The following is a 19,730-nucleotide window of genomic DNA, read 5'->3' as shown; positions in this document are numbered from 1 at the left end:
AATGGTTTCATATTTACAGATAGACGGACTTACAAAATCGTTTGGTGATTTAGTCTTATTTAATCAAATCGCTTTGGGGGTCGCTGAAGGACAGCGTATCGGGCTGATAGCCAAGAACGGCAGCGGCAAGACTACATTGTTGAATATTATAGCCGGAAAGGAAGGTTATGATGAGGGCAGTATTGTGTTTCGCCGCGACCTGCGTGTGGGCTATTTGGAACAGGACCCTCACTACCCTGAAGAGCTGACCGTGCTTGAGGCGTGTTTCCATCACGGTAACACGACCGTGCAGCTTATCAAGGAATATGAAAGGTGCATGGAGACCGAAGGCAATCCGGGATTGGAGGACCTGTTGGCACGCATGGAACATGAAAAGGCATGGGATTATGAACGAAAAGCCAAACAGATTCTTTCGCAACTGAAAATCCGTGATTTCAATCAGCAGGTGAAACATCTCTCGGGAGGACAGCTCAAACGGGTCGCGTTGGCGAATGTGCTTATCACGGAGCCTGATTTCCTGATTTTGGATGAGCCTACCAATCATCTTGACCTTGATATGACGGAGTGGTTGGAAGATTTTCTGAGACGTGGCAATATCAGTCTTCTGATGGTGACTCACGACCGGTATTTCCTTGACCGTGTCTGCTCTGAAATTATCGAAATAGACAATAAGCAGGTCTATTCTTATAAAGGCAACTACAGTTATTATCTGGAAAAACGCCAAGAGCGCATTGAAGCGACAAATGCCGAAATAGCCCGTGCCAATAATTTATATCGTACGGAATTGGAATGGATGCGCCGTATGCCACAGGCACGCGGACACAAAGCCCGTTATCGCGAGGAGGCTTTCTATGAACTGGAGAAGGTGGCAAAACAGCGCTTCAATGACGGTAATGTGAAACTGGAAATGAAGGCGTCTTATATCGGGTCGAAAATTTTTGAAGCCAATCATCTTTACAAAAGTTTTGGTGATTTAAAGATTCTGGACGATTTCTCTTACATCTTTGCCCGATACGAGAAGATGGGGATTGTGGGAAATAACGGTACGGGAAAATCTACCTTTATCAAGATTCTGATGGGCGAGCAGAAACCGGACAGCGGCACGATAGATATTGGCGAAACGGTGCGTTTCGGATATTATTCGCAGGATGGCTTACAATTTGATGAACAGATGAAGGTGATAGATGTGGTGCAGGATATTGCCGAAGTAATTGAACTGGGCAATGGTAAGCGCCTTACCGCTTCGCAGTTTCTTCAGCATTTTCTTTTTACACCTGAAACGCAGCACAGCTATGTGTATAAGTTGAGTGGGGGAGAGCGGCGCCGGCTTTATCTCTGTACGGTATTAATGCGTAATCCTAACTTTCTGGTACTGGACGAGCCAACCAATGACTTGGATATTATTACTTTGCAGGTGTTGGAAGAGTATCTTCAGAACTTTAAGGGCTGTGTGATTGTGGTGAGTCATGACCGTTACTTTATGGATAAGGTGGTAGACCATTTACTGGTGTTCAAGGGACAAGGCGATATCCGTGATTTTCCCGGCAACTATTCTGATTACCGTGACTGGCGCGAAGTGAAAGAGCAACGTGAGAAGGAAGCCGAGAAGCCGAAAGAAGAAAAAACGGCACGTGTACGGTTGAATGACAAACGCCGTATGACTTTCAAGGAAAAGAAGGAGTACGAGCAGTTGGAAAAGGAAATAGGCCAGCTGGAGCAGGAAAAAGCGGATATAGAAGTTGCCCTTTGCAGTGGAACCTTGAGTGTGGAGGAACTGACTGAGAAATCGAAACGGTTGCCGGAACTGAATGATTTGATTGACGAAAAGTCCATGCGTTGGTTGGAGCTGAGCGAAATAGAAGAAGGCTAAGGAGACTTTTTTAAGACCTCAGTCCTTGTTCGGAAAGCTTTATACTATTGCCTGACCAGGGTGTGTCAAAACTAAGTTAAACCAAAGAAGAACTTTTAATCTGAAACTTGAGCATCCTAAAAAGCAAGAGAAAGAGCCGTATCATTACTCGAGACAGAGTTTGATACGGCTCTTTAAAGTTTGGTGAGGGTGTGCCGAAACTTCCCTTTTATCGAATTACCCTCGCTTCAACGAACTGTGGCGGGGGGGTATGAGAGTTTCGACACACTCTCATAATATAGACTCCCATTCCTGCTTTTCATTCCTATCTCATGTTTATTCTTTATCCTCTTTTCCATATTTGCTGGGACTTACATTGAAGCGTTTCTTAAATACTTCTCTGAAATATTTGCTGTCGCAGAATCCTGTCATTTCTGCTACTTCCGTAATCGAATACTTTTTTTCCTGTAATAATTGCGCAGCCATATTCAGGCGGAACTCTTTGATATAGTCGGCGGGAGGCTGTCCGGTCAATGCTTTCAGTTTGTTATAGAAACTAGTGCGGCTCATGTTATGTAATGAGCATAAAGCATCTACGGTGAAGTCTGTATTGTCAATATTATTTTTAATATTGTTCTTTACGTCGGTGATGAACTTCCAGTCGAGTGCGTTGGCTCCGGCCGGCAGCAATTCGGGTTTCTCAGCACCGAGTTTAGTGGGCATCGCATATTTCTGTTGTAGCAATGCTCTGTTTGACAGTATATTGGACAGTCTTGCCTTTAGCATTTTGATGCTGAATGGTTTGGTGATATAAGCGTCTGCACCGGTTGCCAGTCCGCCTAGAATAGTCTTTTCATCATTCAATGCTGTGAGTAATACGATAGGAATATGTGATGTCTCAATATTTGTTTTAATGGCTGCGCATAACTCGTCTCCGCGCATTTCGGGCATCATAATGTCAGAAAGAATCAAGTCAGGCCAAAATTCTTTGATGATAATCAGCGCTTCTTTTCCGTTGCTGCAAGCCTGCACGGTATAAGCTCCCGAAAGCGATGTGGTGAGATAGCTGCGCAATTCATCATTATCTTCTACGATGAGCACGCGTTGCAATAGTGCGACTCCAATCATTTCCTCTAGCTCTTCGGGCGTTTCTGCCGCTGTCTCTTGTTCGATAACTTCTTTTACCGGCAGTTCCTGATTCGGCTCTACGATGCTGTAATGATGCAGATGTTCGTAACCTTTATGGAAAATAAGCCTGATGACTGTTCCCTGGTGCTCGGTGCTTTCGATATTGATTTTCCCTCCATGAAGCTTGACTAATTTCCATACCAGCATCAGACCGATTCCGCTGCCTGTTATTTTGGAGTTGACAGCATTGCTGCCACGGAAGTGCAGTTTGAATATTTTCTTTTTTTCTTCGGTAGGAATGCCAATTCCCGTATCTGTAACCTTGACTTTCCAAGTGTCTTTGTTATCGGTGACGCAGACACTTACATGGCCGTCATCGGGAGTGTATTTCAAGGCATTGGATATGACATTCTTCAAAATGGAATCCATCTTTTCTTTATCAAACCATACTTTCATTTCCTTGAAATTGCTTTCGTAAGTAAAGTCTATATTCTTTGTGACCGAATATGAATAGAAACTATTGCACAGGTTTTGCATATAAGCATTCAGTTCAAACTCGGCTATGTATAGCTTTGGGGAATAAACTTCGGTATGTTCAAAATTGATTAGATTGGTGGTCAAACGTAGTAGGGCGTCCACATTTTTCAGAGCAGTCTTCATGCTGTTGAGTCCGCTTGGGGTCAATTGTTCTTTGTCACTCAGCTCTTCCAATGGGGCTTTAATCAGAGTTAGCGGCGTGCGCAAATCATGTGCCGTATTGATGAAGAATTGGGTTCTTTCATCTGAAATCTTTTTCTGCTTTCTCAGATAGATAATCCTGGTAATGATAAAAAGCAAGAGTATTCCCAGCACTATATAGCATAGTATAGCCCAGAAGCTGAGCCATGCCGGATGTGCGATGATGACATCGATGGTGCGTTCTTCGAATATGACATTCTGTTCCTCTTTAGACACAGCACGGATATGCAGTTTGTATTTTCCGGGTTTCAGATTGGTAAAACGAATCATGTTTTCTGTCCTTGGGGGGCTCCATGTAGTATAGAAGCCTTCCAGTTTCCAACTGTAGAGCACATTGGAAGGAAAGTCGTAGTTGATGGTCGACACCTTCAGTGAGAAAGTATTTTGATTGTGAGTAAGACGCAATACTTTTGTATCGTCGATATCCTCTGTTAAGGGAGAATTTTCTTCACCGGGGAAGACAGGCTGATAGGACAATTGGAAATCACTTAGAATGATTTTGGAAAAGTGATAATGGGGAAATTTGATATCCTTGGGAAACTCGATGGCACCGTCGATGCTGCCAAATATAAATCCTTTGTCTTTGAGCAATACACCGGCAGAAGCATTGAAGTTGGCAGACATTAGTCCTTGCTCTTTGGTCCAATTGTAGAATAACTTGTCTTTGGTGGAAAAGCAGGTGATACCGTTTTCCGTACTCATTATGATATTCCCGTCTGCTTCGGGCAATATGGTGAAGATGCTATTGGTGAGTAGTGCGCAATTACCTGTATGGAATTGTTGGGAGGTATTTTTGTCGGGATTATAAATTATTACACCGGAGCCATTGGTGCCGATATACAATAATCCGTTGGAAGCCTGATAAAGAGTATTGATGTAAGTGGACTCCCCGGGAATTTCGATATATTTATATTGGCTTGTGTTTTTGTTCAGCAGATACAGGCCGGTGGCAGTACCAATCCACATGTGGTCATTGTCTTTTTCTCTGATAGATGTAATTGAATTTACACCGGGGTATAATTGTACCTTGTTGTTTTTTAGGTCAAAGCATTTTAGATTGTAATACCCTCCGGACCAGATATTTCCTTCCGAATCTTTTATCATATCCCTGATGTATTTGTCGGGACGCATATTGAAAGGGGTTAGCAGAAAAGGGGAGAAGTACTCTACGGAAAGTGCTTTCTTGTTGATTTTGTAAATACCGGAGGTGTATCCTCCTGCCCAAATCACTCCGGGAGTAACTTCGCACAAAGCAATGAATATATGGTTTTTATCTTTGAGCTGTTTGTCAAAAGAACTCAGGAATGAATGCCATTGGCGCGTCTTGGTGTTGTAAAGGCTGATGCCGTTGCTGGTGCCAAACCATAAATCGCCTTCACTATCTTCGATTACAGTATGCACATGGTCGTTAATCAGAGATTGCCTATTGCCCATGGAATGTTTTATCCAGTGGTAGTTTTGATAGCGGCTGTCCACGATGGTGATTCCCGTAGGATAATTGGCAAGCCATATTCTCTTTTGCTCATCCACATAGATATCATTGATAATGTTTCCCATCATCTCGTTGTTACTTTCATAGTTGGCGGTGAGATAAGGCTGTATTACACCACTGTTGGCCTGAATCTTGTAAACACCCATGCCTTCGGTAGCGATTAAAAGTTCATTTTCGTTCAGGGGGCTGATTTGGGTAATATTGACATCGCTCAAATCTGTTTCAGGATGAAGAATTTGGCGCGTGGGCAAATCATAGGCAAAGATGCCATTCTCGAATGTGCCGATAAACAGCCGCTTCAACGCTTTGTGATAATAAAGCTTGCTGATTTGACCTTTAATCTCATCCAATGGCAGGATGGGAATTGGCTGTAGCCCATTGTCATCCATACTACAATAGCGTAGCCCCTTTTCTGTCGCAATAAAGAAATGGGCATTGTCCGACTGCACCATAGAGGTAATGTTGCTGCGCAGCGGGTTGAAAATACGTGCGACTTGATTATTCTGCGTATTATATAATGTAATGGAATCTTTGCCACATAGCCATACATTGCCTTGGTTGTCTAAATAGCTGTATGGGACAGATTGGGATAAGTTGGCCGGTTTATAAGTGAGTGTAAACCTGTCAAATTGATGTTGGTACTCAAATATTCTTCCGGTTTTGCCTACAATCCATAAGTCTTCTTTCTCTCGGAACAGCCATGCAAGACGAATTTGTGCATCTCCCTTATTTTCTTCGTCAGCTAATTTATAGTGCTTTATTTCTTTACCATTATAGCGGTCCATTCCCTCGTTAGTAAGAAACCACATATATCCTTTTGAGTCTTTCTGAATATTGAATATTCTTCGGTTGCTCAATCCGTCTTCTATCCCTATGTACTTGTACGTTTGACCCATAGCGATAAAAGGCAGTAAAAAGAACATGAATAATATATTTCTTTTCATGTTAATTTTGATTTTCAAATATATAAACGTAACAATACTGGTGTGTTAGTTTACAAAGTAAGAGAAAAAGAATAGAAGATACAACTAAAATGTTTCCTAATTAAGAAACTGTTTTGATTTTCTCATTTTATGAATCAGCGACAAAAGTCTGTGGCAAGTATTGGGTGTGGTTTTTCACTCCGGAATCAAAAATCGGTCTCTTCCTTTCATTTACCGCTGAAACGCCCTGTTGGTAGGCATTGCGGCAATGAATGGACATCTCGTGTTGTCTTTTCAGCCTCCTTTCATCTGTAAGACTTTTTTTGATAGTGTGTGAATGCTGAAGGCAGATTTGGAGAAACTTGGTAAACGTGGCTGAAACGAGGATGAGGGGGTGCTCTGTCATTCTTAACCGATTGATAATCTGGGCGCTTTAATTAAAATGTAAGGATGAACGGAATGTAAGGATGAACGGAAAGAAGATGGCCGGAAAAGAAGGGATGACCGGCTTAGTGAGGGGATGATTCCATCTGCCCCTACGTGAAAAAGATGCCGAGCTTTATTAAAAAGATGCCGAGCTTTTCTGAAAACACAACGACCTTTTTTAAAAAGATGCCGAGCTTTTCTGAAAAGATGCCGAGCTTTTCTGAAAAGTTCAAGGTCTTTTTACTGCATTCAGTGTGAGCTACCTGTTTTTTATGTGCACTTCAACCTGTTTTTTATGTGCACGTAGGCACGCATCAGTCGTACACTTCAACACATACGGTGGCATCAGCTTACACGTATATACGCGTAAGCCTACACGTACGTACGCATCGGGCTACACGTACGTACGCATGAGCCTGCACGTATATATGTCATAGTGTCAGGCTCCGTGCACATTGACGGGATGCCACTTCTTGAATGGTTCGAGATGAAATTCCAAGAACTCAAAGAAAAACTGAGTGTAAGCAACACCCAAAAAGAAGAACCAAGAAGGGGGTTGGGAATGTAGAAACACCCTAATGTGCAAGCTATGTTTTGCAATAAGAGCATTTCTACTTGAAAGCCTCTATCAGAAAATGGTTTGACTGAATGATTTACGGAAATAAAAGTGCAATTCTGATTGTTAATGAGTTGCACTTTTATTATTTTTGTAGATGCATTGTTTCACTCTATAAATAGTCCGAACTATGAAAGCGATAAATTTATGCTTATTGTGTTTGTTACTGATAGGATGTGCAAACAAGTCTAAACAAGAAAAAGCTCCACAAGCTCCTATAAACAATACAGTCGGAATAAATGATACACTGGGAATTTCTTTACACCCCGAATACACAGTCTATTCCACGAAGCAGAAACAAATCACTTTCGTATTGCACAACAATAGCGGTACTGATATTGGCTTTGGAGGATACTACAGCTACACTTATGAAGATGAAAAAGGAATATGGAGGGATGTTCCTATGCAGCTTGTCGTTTTTGACGTAGAATATGTACTTATGCAAGGCGATAAATATTATTACAATGCAGAATTATTCAGGCATACTCCCGGTAGTTATCGTTTTTTTCTTACAGTAAGAAGATATAGTAAAGAATACACTTTAATGGCTGAATTTCAATTACAAAATAATATGGTTGAACTATTCAAAAGACATCCCTATAGTCAATTGAATGACACTTTATTGCTCCCGGAGGAAGAAGCCGTTTACCCACCAATCTATAATGTAATCGACCAAATGCCCGAATTTCCCGGTGGTATGGATGCAATGTTGCAATTCATCAATGATAATATGAAATATCCAACCAAAGCACAAACGGACGGAATACAAGGAAGGGTTGCAGTTCAGTTTATTGTAGATGAAAACGGTTACATAATAGAACCTAACATTGTGAGGAGTGTTGAGCCTTCTTTAGATAAAGAGGCACTACGTATCATAAAAATGCTTCCTCAATGGAAACCCGGCACACTAAAAGGGAAAGCGGTAAAGGTGAAATATACAGTTCCTGTAGCTTTTAAACTCAAATAACAGCAATCATGAAACATTTATTACTCGTATCATTAATACTACTAAGTTCTTGCCATTCAGCTACTTCAAAGAAAGGGCAAAAATTTGAAACAGATAGCATTCCGCAGCAAGAAGAATTGTGTCCAGACAGTATATCTGAAACCGAACCTGTTTCGTTGGAAGAAAAACAAGAGAAATCATCCAAAGCAATCCCCATACTGCAACCCGTTCCCCGTGATATTCCGACAGGAGAAGCTATCAGTTCCGATTCGCTTTCCATGAAGACAGAATATGACTATTACCCATTATCCACAACGAAAGTAAAGGTAATTATCACCAATCACTCCCACTATGAATATAGTTGTGGGGAAGGCTACAGCCTTGCTTATTACAATGAAAAACAAAAAGTGTGGGAGATATTGCCGACCAGTCCTATAGTCAATAGCATTCTATGGATATTCCCATCAGGCTACTCCACCCATGAACAAACCATCGAGCTTTACACAGCCGAAGCGCCAAACCGCGCAGGCAGGTATCGCATCTACAAATCATTCAATGGTGATACCAAAGTAGCTTATGCTGAATTTGAGTTAGTAGATAAAAAAGGGGTAGAAAAACTTCGCCAACAGATTGATGATTATTGTCGTAAAAATACAAAAATAACCAATGACACAACCGCAAGAAACATCCATTCCACTTGGATACAAAATGATGATGGAGATACTATTTTTGTGGGCTTAATGAATAACACACCGCATTATCAAGAAATGTTCAGAAAAAGAGTTGTAAACTATTCGGCAGTCAGTCATGGTAAGATACAGCAAGGCATACCTTTTATTCAACCGACATCTTCTGATACCATGCGGATAACTATGCAAACTGAGCATTCCGTTTATCCTGTGGGAACTGAAACCATATCAGTGAAATTAGCCAATGGAAATTCAAAAGACTTATTTTTTGGAGAACAATACAATGTAGCACGTAAAGAAGGAAACCGTTGGATATTACTTCACGATGGCGGTGCATGGAATGACATTGGCTATGGTTTAGGACAAGGAGATGCACACCTGTTTACTGCAAGACTTCGTCCGATTGTTAATGACAACAAGCCAGGGACTTATAAAGTAGTCAAAGAAATAGGCTTCAAAGGTTCTTCTCAAAAATGGTATATGGGCGCAGAATTTAGAATTGAATAAAAATAATAACATGAAACCATCACTGTTTTTTATATTGTTTCTGCTTTGCTTCTATCCTTCCGTCACTTTAAAAGGGCAAAATAATAAAGCAGATAGTGTTTTTTTATGTGAGAATATGGAAGCGCATTTAGACAGTATTTGGCGTAAAGAGAACATTTGGAATCTTGGCGTGGCAAAAATAACAGGAGAGCCTATTAAAGACCTGTCAACCATAGAAGCTCCCAAATGGGCAAAATGGAGTTATAATTTGGAAGAGTATTTTGTTTCTCAAATGAAATATCCAAAGCATTTATTAGCGAAGAACCAAGCAGGATATTCCGTAGCAATGTTCTCCATCGATACATTAGGATTACCACGTAGAATTAATATTTTAACAACCATTCATAAAGATTTCGACAAGGAGGTCATTAGACTTATCCGAGACCTTCCTCATTGTTTGCCATGCCGAGATAAGAACGGTAAGCGAATAGAATGCCTTTATACGGTATATGTTCCATTTTTACCACAACAATATAGAGATAGGGTGATAGCTGATAGCATAGCAGAAGAGGAGTTAAAACATTGTTTTGTGGAATGGGAAGAGCAAGCGAACTTTCAAGATGGGAAACGATGGTCGGCTCAAAATTATATTTACCAAAATCTCACGTATGATGCTAGTTTATTAGGTGAGCTGCAAAAAGCCAAAGGAGTGTATAAGATACATATTGATTCATACGGAGAGATAAAAGAAGCGAAAACGCTAAGAAGTTGCGGAATACCACAGTGGGATGAAGAAGTGATACAAATTATCAGAAACATGCCAAGATGGACGCCAGCAATGCATCATTACGGAAAAGGGAAATATAAAGATGCTATATGGGCTATTCCCGTAATTTTCGAAAATCACCATTCTCCTCACAACGTGATAGAATAAGGGGGCAAAACATCGGGAAGGCGGAAGCGGAAGCAAGCACCAGAGAGAGATTTGAAGAATTGATGAGGCGAATGGGATAGGGAGTTATTTTTCGTCCAAATTCTCATCTTGCAAGTGGTCGGAATTATCTTTGATTTGAACGTTTTTCATCATAGTCATTGTTATTGAAACGGGTAAAGAGCTATTGCTTCTTTTCGGCATTGGCTTCTTTTTCAGCTTCTTTCTCGGCTTCTTTGAGTTGCTTTTGGAGCTTGGCCATTTCTTTCTTTAAACGTTTGAGCTCTTTTTCAAGGTTTTTGCCTTCTTGCTCAAACTCTGTGTATGAGATATTTTCATTCCTATACATAAAGTGTATCAGTTTATCAAAAAGATAAACGATGAACAAGCCCACAATAAACGTGATGATTAAATCCCAATTTTCTAGCATAAGGGTTACTGATTAATATTTCGACAAAGATATGGAAAATATATCAAAACAATTAGATAAGATGAAGAAATCTTTTGATGCTATCACTCTATCTGCCGGTAAAGCAGAAAAAGCGATAAGCATAAGCCGCAAGTGTGGCCACCAAAGTGTGGAGTGGCATTCAACAGGTGTTCAACGCCATCCTCACGGCCAATCCGCTGGGCATGATAATCGTCATCTATAAACCGCAAAATGATTTGAAAAAGTACCTCATTTCGTTTTATGGTTTATAAAATATTCAATTTCCGAGTTCCCCCGGAACTTATCCCAAATCGTATTTGAATACTATTTGAAAATCACTAAAAATAAAAGTAATTTTCGCTTTTCGATTTGTGTTAAGAATTGTACTTCAATCGCAAAATGATTTGAAAAAGCATCTCATTTCGTTTTGCGGTTTATACTCTGAGTTACAATGCTGACGTCCAATCAGGTGTTCGTCTGATGTGCTTGATTTATAATACTTTGGAAGGATGTATGTTTTTAGCATTGCAGACTTTCAATGTTTCTCAAATATTATACCCACATACTTTTTGATTTGACCTCAAAAAGTCCCACGGATAAGCCACGTGAGAACTGCCGGAAACCGCTATTTTTTGCCGAAGCTGGGAAAAAGAAAAAGCTCTGAAATTCAATAATTTCAGAGCTTTGCTTTCGCGGTGCGTACGGGACTCGAACCCGTGACCCCATGCGTGACAGGCATGTATTCTAACCAACTGAACTAACGCACCAATATATTTTATGACTGAAAAAGTTGCGGTGCGTACGGGACTCGAACCCGTGACCCCATGCGTGACAGGCATGTATTCTAACCAACTGAACTAACGCACCAATATATTTTATGACTGAAAAAGTTGCGGTGCGTACGGGACTCGAACCCGTGACCCCATGCGTGACAGGCATGTATTCTAACCAACTGAACTAACGCACCAATATGTTTTATAACTGAAAAAGAAGCGGTGCGTACGGGACTCGAACCCGTGACCCCATGCGTGACAGGCATGTATTCTAACCAACTGAACTAACGCACCAATTTCTCAATCTGTTTCTTTCAATGCTTTCTCTCTCGATTGCGGGTGCAAAGGTACGCAATAATTTGAAACCTGCAAATGTTTGGATGTTTTTTTTCTGAACTTTTTTCGATTAGGCCTGATAGTGAATCATTTACATTTTAAGAAAAATATTTTTTCAAAAAAAAGAGTGAGGAGATACTTCTTTATTAGATTTTATTCCGTATATTAGTATTACAATTTTAAAAAAGAGAAAAAGTTTACTATGGATATGCGTGTTTTTCAGATAGAGTCTAGTAGGGTATTGCCGAAGAGAGGAGATATACTGATTTCATCTCCTTTTTTTCAAGACCATGAATTGACTCGGTCGGTAGTGTTGCTGCTGGATCATAATGAGCAAGGTAGTATGGGATTAATGGTGAATAAAAATTTTCGTAACCCTTTATCGTTGAATGACTTGTTGCCTTCACTGGAATTTGCACAACCTGTGCCTATATATAAAGGAGGGTTGGTTAGTAGAGATACTATTTTTTTCCTGCATACGTTGGAAAAATTGAAGGGGGCGATTCCTTTGTCTAATGGACTGTATGTGAATGGTAATTTTAAAAAAGTGGAGAAATATATTCGTGAAGGTAAACAGGTAGAAGGTGTATTCCGGTTCTTTTTGGGATATGTCGGATGGGAGAAAGGTCAACTGATGCAGGAGATAGAGGAGAAATCATGGCTGATAGTGGACAGTAGCAAGGAGGTATTGTTGGACTTGGATTCCTGCGATTTATGGCATACTATGCTTACTAAATTGGGAGGTAAATATGCTGTTTGGGCACGTTATCCTCAATTCCCGATGCTTAATTAGGAGTTTAGTTTTTGGAACATTATCACATCGCGATAGCCTTTGCCGGTATGCATCCAGTCTTTTAATAGTGCACATTCCTGATAGCCGCAAGTGGTAAATAGTTTGCGGCAGGGGGTGTTTGCACTCTCTACATACGCAAACAGCTGATGGATGCCTAAGTAATGAAAACAGTGGTCTTCAAGGAGAAATAGTGCCTGTCTGCCTATTCCTTTTCTTCGTTGTGTTTCGTCTATGACGATGCCTACTTCCGCACGACTGTGCAGTGGGTCGAAATTGCAAATATCTACAATTCCTACCACCTGTCTGTCACGATTTTCAATCATCAGTCGGAGTTGACGGTCTGTAAACAAATCATTTTGTGTTTGCTCAATGTATTGTTTCAAATGAAAACGGGAATAAGGCCCTGTGGTATTACTGATATCCCATAAATCCACTATGTTTTCGAAACGGAACATACAGTCCAGGTCTTCCGGCTCGGGAGCACGGAGCTTAACACCGTTTTGCTCTAATTTTTGTGCCATTATTCTTCCTCCTTTTCCTCTTTCCATAAGTCGAGTTCATCCCATACACGTTTGCGGGTGGGAACACAGAACAAGGAAGCTATGAGAGACATGGCAGCACAAAAAAGGCCGGTGGTATTGAGTGTGAGGTAGTAGAACGACAAGTTTGTCAATACAGGTACTACCAATAGTCCTAATCTGATTTCACTCCAGCGACGATAGCTGCTCAGGGCATAGGGTAGTGAGAGTTGTTTGACACGTTTTACCAACGACAGACTGAATAATCGAAGTGATAAAGGGATTAATCCTACAGTCAGCAGGATACCGATTGTTTGTAGTATATAGTCCATGCGGGTATCTCCGGCATAATTTCCTTCCGTCATTATGCCCGTTTCGTAGAGGATGACTAAAACTACAGGTAATATCCACATCATGATATATTCTGCCTGAAGGTATTTCACTGTTTTATTTATTCTTTCTTTCATTGTGTCTCTTTAATTTGAATAATTATACTGTTCCTGTAAATAGTGTACGGTTTGCAATGGAACGCCCCAAAGTAACCTCATCTGTATATTCCAACTCATCGCCAATGGAAATGCCACGTGCGATGACGCTGAGTTTGACATTGGTATCTGCTAATTTGCGGAAAATATAGAAGTTGGTTGTGTCTCCTTCCATGGTGGAGCTAAGTGCCAGAATCACCTCTTTCACTTCGGTGTTTTTGACGCGTTCCACCAGACTTTCTATTTGTAAGTCGGAAGGCCCTATGCCGTCCATTGGTGAGATTACCCCGCCCAGTACATGATACAGTCCTTTGTATTGTTGTGTAGCCTCTACAGCCATTACGTCACGGATGGTCTCAACCACACAGATGGTGGAGGCGTCACGTACCGGATTTGAACAAATACGGCATGTCTCGGTGTCTGATATGTTATGGCAGACTTTGCAATATTTCACCTCGTGTTTTAAGGTAATGATGGCATTGCCAAACGCTTCTACAGTAGCCGTATCCTGCCGCAGAAGATGAAGGACGAGGCGCATGGCCGTTTTCCGTCCCACGCCCGGCAGTTTGGCAAATTCTCCTACTGCTTTTTCTAATAATATAGAAGGATATTGTTGATTCATCGGTTAAATTCCTATATAATGGCTGCAAACTTACGGAATTTAAGTGATTTTGCGTACATTTGCAGTCAAAAAAATAACATGAACGGAATTTATATTCTGCTGACTATATTTCTTTATTTCGGAATGTTACTGCTTGTGGCTCGTCTCACCGGCAAGGATTCCGATAACGATGCTTTCTTCCGTGGCAACCGCCGTTCTCCTTGGTATATTGTTTCTTTTGGTATGATTGGTGCTTCGTTGTCGGGAGTTACTTTTGTCTCTGTCCCGGGCATGGTGCGTGGCATTGATATGACTTATATGCAGACCTGTATGGGCTTTTTTGTCGGTTATCTCATTATAGCCCATATATTGTTGCCGCTTTATTATAAACTAAATCTTACCTCGATTTATTCTTATTTGGGTGATAGGATTGGGAGACATTCCTATAAGACAGGCGCTTCTTTTTTTCTTCTTTCGAAGATAATAGGAGCGGCGGCACGTCTTTATTTGGTTTGTCTGATTCTTCAGCATTATGTGTTCGGGGCATTCGGTGTGCCATTTGCTGTGACGGTGATAGGCATTGTGCTACTCATCTGGCTGTATACACGTAGAAGTGGTATACGCACGATTGTATGGACCGACAGTTTGCAAACTCTATGTCTTTTGCTGGCATTGGGGCTTATATTGTATAATGTGGCGGGGCAGCTCAATCTTGATTTTTCGGGAGTGGTACAGGCTATTAAAGACAATGAGCATAGCCGTATCTTCGTTTTCGATGATTGGCACTCCAAGCAGAACTTTTATAAACAGTTTTTTAGCGGCATCTTTATCACGATTGTCATGACTGGACTGGATCAGGATATGATGCAGAAGAACCTGTCATGCAAGAGTTTGCGTGAAGCGCAAAAGAATATGTATTGCTACGGCATTTCTTTTGTGCCTGTTAATCTCCTGTTTTTGTCATTGGGCGTTTTGCTATTGTTGTTGGCAAACCGGATGGGAATAGCGCTGCCGGCAGGAGGAGACGATATTCTTCCTTTGTTTGCAGCAGAGGGGCATTTGGGATATGCAGTCCTGATTTTCTTTACCATTGGGATTATTGCAGCGGCTTTTTCGAGTGCTGATTCTGCATTGACTGCTTTGACCACCAGCTTTTGCATCGATATTATGGGTATCGGTCATTTGTCTGAACCGGAAGCGGAAAAACGCAGGAAGATAGCTCATTTCTGCATTTCAGTAGTTTTTATCGGGTTCATTCTGCTATTTAAGGCGGTGAATAATAAGAGTGTGATAGATGCGATATATGTTATAGCCTCCTATACTTACGGGCCGTTGCTGGGACTGTTTGTGTTCGGACTGTTTACCAAGTTGCAACCGCGTGACCGCTTTGTGCCTTATGTGGCGATAGCATCTCCGCTGGTATGTTATATTATCGACAGGGTGGTGTTTTGTTACACCGGTTATCAGTTTGGCTACGAGATGTTAATGTTCAATGGCTTTTTGACTTTTATGGGGCTGACTTGTTTAAGTATTAAAAACAAAAAAAGATATGGAAATACTCAGTGCAGAATTTGTAATAAGTAATACAAAAGTAGATAAGTGTCCGCAGGACAATTTGCCGGAATATGCTTTTATAGGCCGTTCCAATGTGGGCAAGTCTAGTTTGATAAATATGCTGACCAAACGCCCCAAGCTGGCGATGACTTCATCTACTCCGGGAAAAACGTTGCTTATCAATCACTTTTTGGTGAATAAAGAATGGTATTTGGTGGACTTACCGGGTTATGGATTTGCTTTAAGAGGTAAGAGGCAGGTAGATAAGATTCAGAAAATTATAGAAGATTATATTCTGGAACGCGAGCAAATGACAAATCTGTTTGTATTGATAGACTGTCGTTTGGAACCGCAGAAAATCGATTTGGAATTTATGGAATGGTTGGGAGAAAACGGAGTTCCTTTTGCTATCATATTTACTAAAGCAGATAAATTGACGGGAGGAAAGGCGAAGGATAATGTGAACAAATATCTGAAGAAACTGAGTGAACAATGGGAAGAACTGCCTCCTTATTTCTTGTCTTCTTCCGAAAAGAAACTGGGACGCAAAGAAATACTGGATTATATAGAAAGTATTAATCAGAGTATGAAGGGGTAGGGTCTTTCTATTTGAACTATAGTCTCCATTCACCATAGGAGTGTATCAAAACTAAACCGGCCTATCCCATCGTCAGCTGTAGGGGCAGGGTTTGCCAGCCCGAAGACACAAAGTAAACTGTTTTCGGGCGAGCGAATCTCGCCCCTACGAACTAAACGACAGCATTATCCACGTTTCGACACATCCTCGTGGCAAATGGAAACATAGGTTGGCTTTATTTCTCAGAAAGTCCGATTCTTTTCAAGTCGTCTTCTACTGATGTGGACCAGAAAACTTGGGGTAACTCGTACTTCATTGGCTAGAGCCTTGTCGGAACTTGTCAATGAAGGTAAAATTGCACAATAGGAATTCTTACTTCCGGGAAGACCCTCATCTATAACTTTTTACTGAAAATACGTTAAATAACAAAAGCGAATATGCAGTAATTCCTCATTCTCTTTCTTTAAAGGATAGAATATAAAAAAACGAGGATATTATGAAAAAGTTAGCTTATTTTTGTGGAATCATGCTGGCTGTTACTTCTTTTATGTTTCAGTCATGTGACGATAGTGATGGATATTCAATCGGTGATATTGCTGTTGATTGGGCTACAGTGGAAGCTAAAGACAGTCACACTTATTCACTGACAGGTGATACGTGGGGGACTATGTGGCCTGCTGCATCGGCTTTTCCTTGGTCGCCGGAAGATGGAGAACGTGTCGTTGTCGTATTCAATCCGTTGTATGATGATTTTCAAGGATATGATTGTGCTGTCAAGATAGAGGGGATTCGCTCCATCCTGACTAAAGATATCGAGGAGCTTACAGAAGAAAACGATGCGGAATTTGGGAATGACCCTATTTATATTGAGAAGAAGAATATGTGGATAGGCGGCGGGTATATGAATATTGTTTTTATACAGAATCTGCCTGCACGGGAAAAGCACCGCATCAGCTTGGTGCATACAGCTCCTCTTGCTCTGGATTCCGAAGGCTATCTTACATTGGAATTGCGCTACAATACATACGATGATATGACCGGCTTTTACGGGAATGGAGCTGTTTCATTTAACCTCAATTCTATCGAGGCGCTTCCCGGGATGAAAGGTATTAAGATAAAATTGAATTCGGCTGTAAACGGTGAAGTGACAGTTCCTTTCGAGCTAATGAATGAGCCGATTCCGAATGAAGCAAAGCAGATGGATTTTTCAAAAATGGAAATCAAATAATCAGGGTTTAAAGAGAGAGTTTGTGACCGTGTGTCAAGAGCGAAATGACTTTGGAATACGAGGGATATTTCGAGCTCTTGGCACACTTTTTTTTAAGCTGTCTACACACTCTAACTGAATCTTTTTTCTCCATTTCAGTATTATTTCAGAATTATCTTGTTTCTTTGCCTGTCATAAATATCAAGGATTATGAAGATATTATTAGTTGAAGATGATGTCAATTTGCGTGAAATTGTTCAACGTTCATTAGAGCAAGAACGCTATATAGTAGAGGTGGCTCCTGATTTTCGGACAGGTATCCAAAAAATAGAGGATTATAATTATGATTGTATCCTGCTGGATATCATGTTGCCCGATGGTAATGGATTGGATTTGCTTGAGCAGCTCAAAGAGATGCGTAAACGTGAGAATGTGATTATTATTTCGGCAAAAGATTCTTTGGAAGATAAGGTTTTGGGATTAGAGCTGGGGGCGGATGATTATTTGCCGAAACCTTTTCATTTGGCAGAACTTAATGCACGTATCAAAAGTGTAATCCGACGGAATCAGCAGAACGGTGAAATCACCATAAAATATGGAAATATAGAAGTCTTTCCTGATAAATACTGTGTGAAGGTGGGTGGTGAAGAGCTGGAGTTGAGTCGTAAAGAGTATGACATTTTAGTCTACTTCATGAATCGCCCGGGACGTTTGGTTGACAAGAATACGATGGCTGAATCTGTTTGGGGAGACCATATAGACCAAGTGGATAACTTTGATTTTATCTATGCTCAGATAAAGAACCTAAGAAAACGTTTGAAGGAAGCCGGGGCGACTCCTGAGCTGAAAGCCGTATACGGACTGGGTTATAAAATGGTTATGAGCTGATGAAGTTGATATATTACATACTGATTCGCATTTCGCTTGCCCTGACTGTCATCTTGACCGGGTGGGCTGTCTTTTTTTATATCACCGTCATGGATGAAGTCAATGACGAGGTGGATGATGCACTCGAGGACTATTCGGAAACTATAATTATCCGTGCGTTGGCAGGGGAGGAGTTGCCGTCCAAGAATACAGCTTCCAATAATCAATACTTCTTGAAGGAAGTGACAGAAGAATATGCCGACAGCCGTGAAGATATACTCTATAAAGACTCGATGGTATATATTCCTGAAAAAGGGGAAACCGAACCGGCACGTATCTTGACTACACTTTTCAAAGACGATGGAGACCGTTTTTTTGAATTGACGGTTGCAACTCCTTCTATCGAAAAGGATGACTTAAAAGAAGCCATTACGGGGTGGATTATATTTCTGTATGTCATTATGTTGCTTATTATCATTGTGATAAGCGTGTGGGTGGTTTATCGTAATATGCGTCCGCTTTATGTGCTGTTGCATTGGTTGGATAAATATAAGATTGGAGCGAAGAATGAACCTTTGCAGAATCCTACTCATGTTTCGGAGTTTAAGAAGTTGAACGAAGCGGCTATTCGTTATGCGGAGCGCAACGAAAGGCTGTTTGAGCAACAAAAGCAATTTATTGGCAACGCTTCTCATGAGATGCAAACGCCACTTTCCATTTGCCTCAATCGTCTGGAAATGCTGATGGAGGATGAGGCTCTTTCTGAAATTCAACTGACGGAACTGATGAAGACTCATCAGACCTTGGAACATATCACGAAATTGAATAAAACTTTATTGCTACTTTCCAAGATTGAGAATGGACAGTTTTCGGACTCTTCTCAGGTAGAGGTTAATCACTTGGTTAAGCAATATCTGACTGATTATAAAGAGGTGTATGCCTATCGTCATATCGAAGTACAGGTAGAAGAAGAAGGAACGTTTTCTGTTATTATGAATGAAATGTTGGCTGTGGTGTTATTTACCAATCTGCTGAAAAATGCTTTTGTGCATAACATAGAGGGTGGACATATTCGGATTGTCATTACAGCACACAGCATCATATTCTGCAATCGGGGGGTGGAGACAGCACTGGATAGTCGTCATATTTTTGAACGTTTCTATCAAGGAGAAAAGAAGGAAGGTTCTACCGGCTTGGGGCTTGCTCTAGCCGATTCTATTTGTAAAATGCAAGGCATGTATTTACATTATTATTATCGGGAAGGGAAGCATTGTTTCGAAGTAAGAGTATGATGAAACGGAACATTTATTCGGAATAAAATGTTGAGGATAACAAGTAAATAAGTATCTTTGTACATTATCATTC

16 protein-coding genes and 4 tRNA genes are annotated in these 19,730 nt (G+C 40.8%); 11 read left to right on the top strand and 9 right to left on the bottom strand.

What is annotated here, in order from left to right:
- Position 1 precedes the first annotated feature (1 nt).
- On the top strand, positions 2-1,870 hold the full coding sequence (locus tag IR173_RS01445; RefSeq protein ID WP_237037917.1) for an ABC-F family ATP-binding cassette domain-containing protein: 1,869 nt from the start codon (positions 2-4) through the stop codon (positions 1,868-1,870).
- A gap of 315 nt (positions 1,871-2,185) precedes the next feature.
- Here the strand turns inward: IR173_RS01445 and IR173_RS01440 are convergent, their stop codons facing one another.
- On the bottom strand, positions 2,186-6,151 hold the full coding sequence (locus tag IR173_RS01440; RefSeq protein WP_237037916.1) for a hybrid sensor histidine kinase/response regulator transcription factor: 3,966 nt from the start codon (positions 6,149-6,151) through the stop codon (positions 2,186-2,188).
- A 1,151-nt stretch (positions 6,152-7,302) separates the two neighbouring features.
- On the opposite strand from IR173_RS01440, the gene IR173_RS01435 reads away from it, so the two are divergent.
- Genes IR173_RS01435 through IR173_RS01425 form a run of 3 tightly spaced genes read left to right on the top strand, consistent with a single transcriptional unit; the run spans position 7,303 to position 10,227 of the window.
- The gene (locus IR173_RS01435; RefSeq protein ID WP_237037915.1) at positions 7,303-8,139 is read left to right on the top strand and encodes an energy transducer TonB; all 837 of its coding nucleotides are present in this window, start codon (positions 7,303-7,305) and stop codon (positions 8,137-8,139) included.
- Between the two features lie 8 nt (positions 8,140-8,147).
- Positions 8,148-9,314, top strand: a complete 1,167-nt coding sequence (locus IR173_RS01430) for an immunoglobulin-like domain-containing protein (RefSeq protein ID WP_237037914.1) — start codon at positions 8,148-8,150, stop codon at positions 9,312-9,314.
- Positions 9,315-9,324: 10 nt separating this feature from the next.
- The gene (locus tag IR173_RS01425) at positions 9,325-10,227 is read left to right on the top strand and encodes an energy transducer TonB (protein ID WP_237037913.1); all 903 of its coding nucleotides are present in this window, start codon (positions 9,325-9,327) and stop codon (positions 10,225-10,227) included.
- A gap of 181 nt (positions 10,228-10,408) precedes the next feature.
- On the opposite strand, the gene IR173_RS01420 is transcribed toward IR173_RS01425, so the two are convergent.
- Complete coding sequence (locus tag IR173_RS01420) at positions 10,409-10,654, bottom strand: hypothetical protein (protein ID WP_237037912.1); 246 nt, start codon at positions 10,652-10,654, stop codon at positions 10,409-10,411.
- Between the two features lie 31 nt (positions 10,655-10,685).
- On the opposite strand from IR173_RS01420, the gene IR173_RS01415 reads away from it, so the two are divergent.
- Entirely contained in the window at positions 10,686-10,877 is a 192-nt protein-coding gene (locus IR173_RS01415) for a hypothetical protein (RefSeq protein WP_237037911.1), read from the top strand.
- Between the two features lie 470 nt (positions 10,878-11,347).
- On the opposite strand, the gene IR173_RS01410 is transcribed toward IR173_RS01415, so the two are convergent.
- The 4 genes from IR173_RS01410 to IR173_RS01395 form a co-directional block, all read right to left on the bottom strand.
- Positions 11,348-11,421, bottom strand: a tRNA-Asp gene (locus IR173_RS01410).
- Positions 11,422-11,447: 26 nt separating this feature from the next.
- A tRNA-Asp gene (locus IR173_RS01405) sits at positions 11,448-11,521 on the bottom strand.
- Positions 11,522-11,547: 26 nt separating this feature from the next.
- Positions 11,548-11,621, bottom strand: a tRNA-Asp gene (locus IR173_RS01400).
- 26 nt (positions 11,622-11,647) lie between these two features.
- A tRNA-Asp gene (locus tag IR173_RS01395) sits at positions 11,648-11,721 on the bottom strand.
- Positions 11,722-11,965: 244 nt separating this feature from the next.
- Between IR173_RS01395 and IR173_RS01390 the strand changes: the two genes are divergently transcribed.
- Positions 11,966-12,556: a YqgE/AlgH family protein gene (locus tag IR173_RS01390; protein WP_237037910.1), complete on the top strand. Its 591-nt coding sequence runs from the start codon at positions 11,966-11,968 to the stop codon at positions 12,554-12,556.
- Here IR173_RS01390 and IR173_RS01385 read toward each other — a convergent pair.
- From IR173_RS01385 to recR, 3 genes are read right to left on the bottom strand one after another with little or no spacing between them, the layout of a single operon-like run.
- Positions 12,553-13,077 (bottom strand): GNAT family N-acetyltransferase, encoded by a 525-nt coding sequence (locus IR173_RS01385; protein ID WP_262914260.1) that lies wholly within the window; start codon positions 13,075-13,077, stop codon positions 12,553-12,555. The two genes, IR173_RS01390 and IR173_RS01385, sit on opposite strands and share 4 nt — an antisense overlap.
- Positions 13,077-13,541, bottom strand: coding sequence for a hypothetical protein (locus tag IR173_RS01380; protein ID WP_237037909.1), 465 nt, complete (start codon positions 13,539-13,541; stop codon positions 13,077-13,079). The genes IR173_RS01385 and IR173_RS01380 overlap by 1 nt, the downstream gene beginning before the upstream one ends.
- Before the next feature lie 22 nt (positions 13,542-13,563).
- Complete coding sequence (gene recR / locus IR173_RS01375; RefSeq protein ID WP_237037908.1) at positions 13,564-14,181, bottom strand: recombination mediator RecR; 618 nt, start codon at positions 14,179-14,181, stop codon at positions 13,564-13,566.
- A 78-nt stretch (positions 14,182-14,259) separates the two neighbouring features.
- Here recR and IR173_RS01370 point away from each other — a divergent pair, with 78 nt between their 5' ends.
- From IR173_RS01370 to IR173_RS01350, 5 genes are all read left to right on the top strand, one after another.
- Complete coding sequence (locus IR173_RS01370; protein WP_237037907.1) at positions 14,260-15,744, top strand: sodium:solute symporter; 1,485 nt, start codon at positions 14,260-14,262, stop codon at positions 15,742-15,744.
- A complete protein-coding gene (yihA, locus tag IR173_RS01365) occupies positions 15,710-16,312 on the top strand; it encodes a ribosome biogenesis GTP-binding protein YihA/YsxC (RefSeq protein ID WP_237037906.1) in 603 nt (200 codons plus the stop codon). The genes IR173_RS01370 and yihA overlap by 35 nt, the downstream gene beginning before the upstream one ends.
- Positions 16,313-16,787: 475 nt before the next feature.
- Positions 16,788-17,519 (top strand): NigD1/NigD2 family lipoprotein, encoded by a 732-nt coding sequence (locus tag IR173_RS01360; protein WP_237037905.1) that lies wholly within the window; start codon positions 16,788-16,790, stop codon positions 17,517-17,519.
- 189 nt (positions 17,520-17,708) lie between these two features.
- Positions 17,709-18,386: a response regulator transcription factor gene (locus tag IR173_RS01355; RefSeq protein ID WP_237037904.1), complete on the top strand. Its 678-nt coding sequence runs from the start codon at positions 17,709-17,711 to the stop codon at positions 18,384-18,386.
- Positions 18,386-19,657, top strand: coding sequence for a sensor histidine kinase (locus IR173_RS01350; protein WP_237037903.1), 1,272 nt, complete (start codon positions 18,386-18,388; stop codon positions 19,655-19,657). The genes IR173_RS01355 and IR173_RS01350 overlap by 1 nt, the downstream gene beginning before the upstream one ends.
- Positions 19,658-19,730 lie beyond the last annotated feature (73 nt).

The organism is Phocaeicola faecalis (genome assembly GCF_021730445.1).
Taxonomy (GTDB): Bacteria; Bacteroidota; Bacteroidia; order Bacteroidales; family Bacteroidaceae; genus Phocaeicola; species Phocaeicola faecalis.
Note: the sequence above shows the minus strand (reverse complement) of the source record. Positions and strands in the feature narration are given on the sequence as shown.